The following is a 3,890-nucleotide window of genomic DNA, read 5'->3' as shown; positions in this document are numbered from 1 at the left end:
CTCCCGCAGGAGTCTCGCACCTTCCACTCCAATCAACATTGTGCTAATATCAATAATGCTTAAACATGCCAAGACAAAAAAAAACACGATTTTTCATCGTGTAAGTGCCTTCATCTCAATATTTAAAAATGGACGTCCATTTCATTTAAGGGCCAGTAGCGTAAATCGACTTTACCTACGACTTGACTGGCTGAAATAAAACCGAATTGTCGGCTGTCCCAACTTCCTAATCGATTATCACCAAGGACAAATAACTTTCCGTCAGGGACAGTATTTTCACCGGTAATTTCTTTTAAACTGAAATCACCAGTAATCCTTATTCCAGGTGATTTTTGTTTGTACACATTTAAAAATGGTTCATCATACTTATGCCCATTAATATACAATAGGTCATCTCGATATTCAATCTTGTCTCCTGGCAGGCCGATGATCCGTTTTACAAAATCCTCTTTTTCATTGGCATGAAAAACAATCACATCGAATCGATTCAATTCCCCCACTTGATAACCAAGCTTATTAACTACCAGCTTATTTCCATCCTGGAGCGTTGGCATCATTGATTCGCCTTCGACAACATAATTTGAAAAGAAAAATGTACGAATAAAAGCAAAAATAATGATTCCAATCGCAAAAGCCTTAGCCCACTCCATGCCTTCCTTTTTCCATTCAATCTTCATTAACGCTCCTCCGTTTCTCCTGCTTATAGTTTCTATCTATTTCACCATTATGGTCAGTTTCCGTGCTCTTATTCATTCGGCCTTCAATTCTTTTACCAACAATCCAAAGAATGAATATAATAAGCAATACTACAACAGTCCGAAGAGGCTTCGTCAGCAATGACTGGATATCATAGCCCACAAAACTAATTGTGAATATCATCACCATCTTCCCGATACACACAGCTAACATGTATTGGGCAAGGCGAATTTTAGAAAGACCTGCAACTATGTTCACTACAGCTGAGGGGGTAAATGGAAAACATAGCAATAAAAAGAGGGGGCCGAATCCATGACGATCCAGCCAATCCATCAATTTACGAACCTGCGGGTGCTTTGGCAAAAAAGATAATAACTTTTGCTGCCCATACCTTCTGACTAGTAAAAATACGAGTATGGCCCCAATACAGGCTCCGAGCCATGAATATAAAAATCCTAACCAGAGTCCAAAAGCACTGGCATTAGCCATTACAAATAAAAACAATGGGAGAAATGGCAAAAAAGCTTCAATGACAATAAGCATTATGCCAGGTATGGGGCCAAGGGTTCGATATTCACGAATTAGACTCATTATATGTTCAAGCGTAAACCATGCTTTTAATGATTCAATGTCCATCCTATTTCTCCTCATTTTTTTACGAATTAGCAGTACCAATGATTACTTTGTGATAAATTGATGAAGTGCCTCTTTATTTTTTTCAACATTGATATCTAATACGGCACCTTCCCCAGCTATACGAGCATCCGAATAGCTATTTTCAACAGGAATTCGTAACGTATCAATATTTCCACGATCATTTGAAAAGAAATCCTTCGCCATAAATGTTATGTCTGAAGTTTTCATATTTGTATTCACGTAAGGAGTCACTACCCCAATAAGTTTAGGGAGCTTGGGTATCGTTTGCAGTCCCATCAATTGATCCCCGATGGCCTTAACCGCCTTTTGTTGACGTTCTACCCTTCCAAAATCCCCAATAGCATCATGACGGTAGCGGACATAACCAAGCATTTCCTCTCCATTTAATTTTTGCAGACCTGGCTCTAAAGTTACATCAATATTTTTTGACATTTTTTTCTCTACATCGATCTCTACCCCATTAGGGAATGCTTCATCGATAAGTTGCACAAAGCCTTGAAAATCGACAATGACATAGTATTGAAGGTCAATATCAAAATTTTGCTTAATCGTTTGCCTCATTAATTCTGGTCCACCGCGCGCAAATGCTGAATTAACCTTATGTTTACCATGTCCCGGAAGCTCGAGGTAACTGTCCCTCATAATTGAAGTTAATTTAAAGGTTCCTTTGTCTTCATTATAATGAACAATCATGATTGTATCTGCGCGAGACTTTTCTTTCCCTCTTGCATCACTTCCAAGCAAAAGGATATTCGTCCCCCCATACTGATCCTTTTGCCCTTCGAAAGTATAGACAATATTTGATGCCTTTTTATCAATTTTTTTTAGTGATTGGTTAACTCCTTGCTTGTATTGATAATAAGCATAGCCCGCTACTGCCCCAATTAGCAGTAAGAATACTAGTAAAACGGATGGCCATCGTCTCTTTTTCTTCACTTGATGTTTATCAGATCTCATTGATTATCACCTATTCATCCATGTTTTTTATGCTCCTAGTTATATGACCGTTTTTTCTCTTTAGGGGTTTCTTCATTTAATTCATTTTCCCCTATCAGATATCCTTCTATTAATAAAAACTTTCTCATATAACAACAGATTATTTCAATAAAAAAAGCTCGCCAAATGACGAGTTTTGTTTATGTTAAGTCCTATTGCTTTTAATGTTCCTTTTTTGTAAAATAAGGAGGAACATTTGTTCCTATTATAACGAAAGGTGTGACTGAAAAAAATGACCAGAATCCCCGAAGATGATCGAGACATAATGGAGAAGGCAATGTATTTGCCAATGGTTCTAATTATCTTAAACCGGGATTTAACCGTTGTCGAAAAAAGCCCTTTTAAATTAAAACAACCCTATTTAGATTTGATTGAGGAAACGATGAAGGAAATCCAGAAGGAATTGGCGGAAGTAAAACATTATATGAAAAAAAATAAACTTCAGGTAATTGAAACAAAACGGGACGATGCTTTTACTTTATACAGGTTTATCTATAAAGGCTACGAAGAAAACCATAATTACTTTAACCCAAGGATACGCAATAAGGTCCAAGAAATAATGGAGGCCTATTTATTAAAAAAACATCTGTCCCGTTAATTGTTAGAAATAAGCAACCTTACTTTGGATCCTTCGAATAGGCATCGTATTCTAGGGAGCTTTCCGATGCATTTATCAACTGGGGTCCATTTGCCTTATTAAAGAACTTTCTCCCATTACTTTCTATTCTTTGCATGAGCTTTGTTTTTAATAATGAAGTTCTTAACATCTGTACTTCTATTGTACTTACTGGAACTGGAAATAAATGTGATTGTTTGTTACGGAAAGTGATCATTGTCTTTTGTGCGGCTACGCGGCGATAACATTCCACATGTTCAAATGCTATCCAAATACACTCAGGTTTAAGCGGCGAAACTGTAGGGAAAAAATAGATGTGGTAAGTTGGTTCAATGATGATTGAGAGTTTTCGGAAATAACCAATTAGTTGCCGTGTTCCTCTTTTCCTGCTTTCGTAATCGACACCATAATAATTGCAACTTTTTTTAATTAGATCCAAGGGCTTAAAGGGTAACAAGAATTCATCTTCTACTTCCACTACACGTGAGTAAATTTTACTACCATATACCACCGGTTCTACAAACATCGTACGTGAATTGATTTCATAATCTTCGATCTCGATTTGCTTCAATCCATTCAACTCCTTTTTCATCTTATCCATCATATCTTAACACTTCTTGTTTTTTATTCCCTTACTTTTCTGAACTGTTCCTAAATTATTCACAAAATTTAGGCTAAATAAATATTTATCTGAAAATTATAAAAACTGAGATATTCTTCAAAAAAACCCATATAATTTTAAAAAGTATCAGAGGTGATTTTCATGAATGAAAAATCATACACGGAATTAATGAAACTTGGTGCCATGAAACGCAATCGCTTGAAAGAGAACTTTGTCCAGGATTTATACATCGACATGCTGCTGTCCGAAATTCAGCTAACAGTTGAAAGAGAAAAACTACTGCAAAAAATCGATGTGGCCATT

Annotated in this window: 5 protein-coding genes; 1 reads left to right on the top strand and 4 read right to left on the bottom strand. The window is 36.4% G+C overall.

Going from position 1 to position 3,890, the window contains the following annotated elements:
• Nucleotides 1-122 precede the first annotated feature (122 nt).
• From lepB to V7659_RS15325, 3 genes are read right to left on the bottom strand one after another with little or no spacing between them, the layout of a single operon-like run.
• Nucleotides 123-677: a signal peptidase I gene (gene lepB, locus V7659_RS15335; RefSeq protein WP_144553548.1), complete on the bottom strand. Its 555-nt coding sequence runs from the start codon at nt 675-677 to the stop codon at nt 123-125.
• Nucleotides 667-1,332 carry a TVP38/TMEM64 family protein gene (locus tag V7659_RS15330; protein WP_335453306.1) on the bottom strand — a complete coding sequence of 222 codons (666 nt, stop codon included), beginning with the start codon at nt 1,330-1,332 and terminating at the stop codon, nt 667-669. Before V7659_RS15330 ends, lepB begins: the two co-directional genes overlap by 11 nt.
• A gap of 42 nt (nt 1,333-1,374) precedes the next feature.
• Nucleotides 1,375-2,310 (bottom strand): LCP family protein, encoded by a 936-nt coding sequence (locus tag V7659_RS15325; RefSeq protein ID WP_144553544.1) that lies wholly within the window; start codon nt 2,308-2,310, stop codon nt 1,375-1,377.
• A gap of 271 nt (nt 2,311-2,581) precedes the next feature.
• Between V7659_RS15325 and V7659_RS15320 the strand changes: the two genes are divergently transcribed.
• Nucleotides 2,582-2,947, top strand: a complete 366-nt coding sequence (locus tag V7659_RS15320) for a hypothetical protein (RefSeq protein WP_144553542.1) — start codon at nt 2,582-2,584, stop codon at nt 2,945-2,947.
• 19 nt (nt 2,948-2,966) lie between these two features.
• On the opposite strand, the gene V7659_RS15315 is transcribed toward V7659_RS15320, so the two are convergent.
• Nucleotides 2,967-3,536: a competence protein ComK gene (locus V7659_RS15315; RefSeq protein ID WP_335540734.1), complete on the bottom strand. Its 570-nt coding sequence runs from the start codon at nt 3,534-3,536 to the stop codon at nt 2,967-2,969.
• Nucleotides 3,537-3,890: the final 354 nt, after the last annotated feature.

Origin of the sequence: Neobacillus drentensis, from assembly GCF_036966985.1 — a bacterium.
Taxonomy (GTDB): domain Bacteria; phylum Bacillota; class Bacilli; order Bacillales; family Cytobacillaceae; genus Neobacillus; species Neobacillus drentensis_E.
The sequence above is the reverse complement of the archived record's forward strand: the minus strand, read 5'-3'. Positions and strand labels throughout refer to the sequence as shown.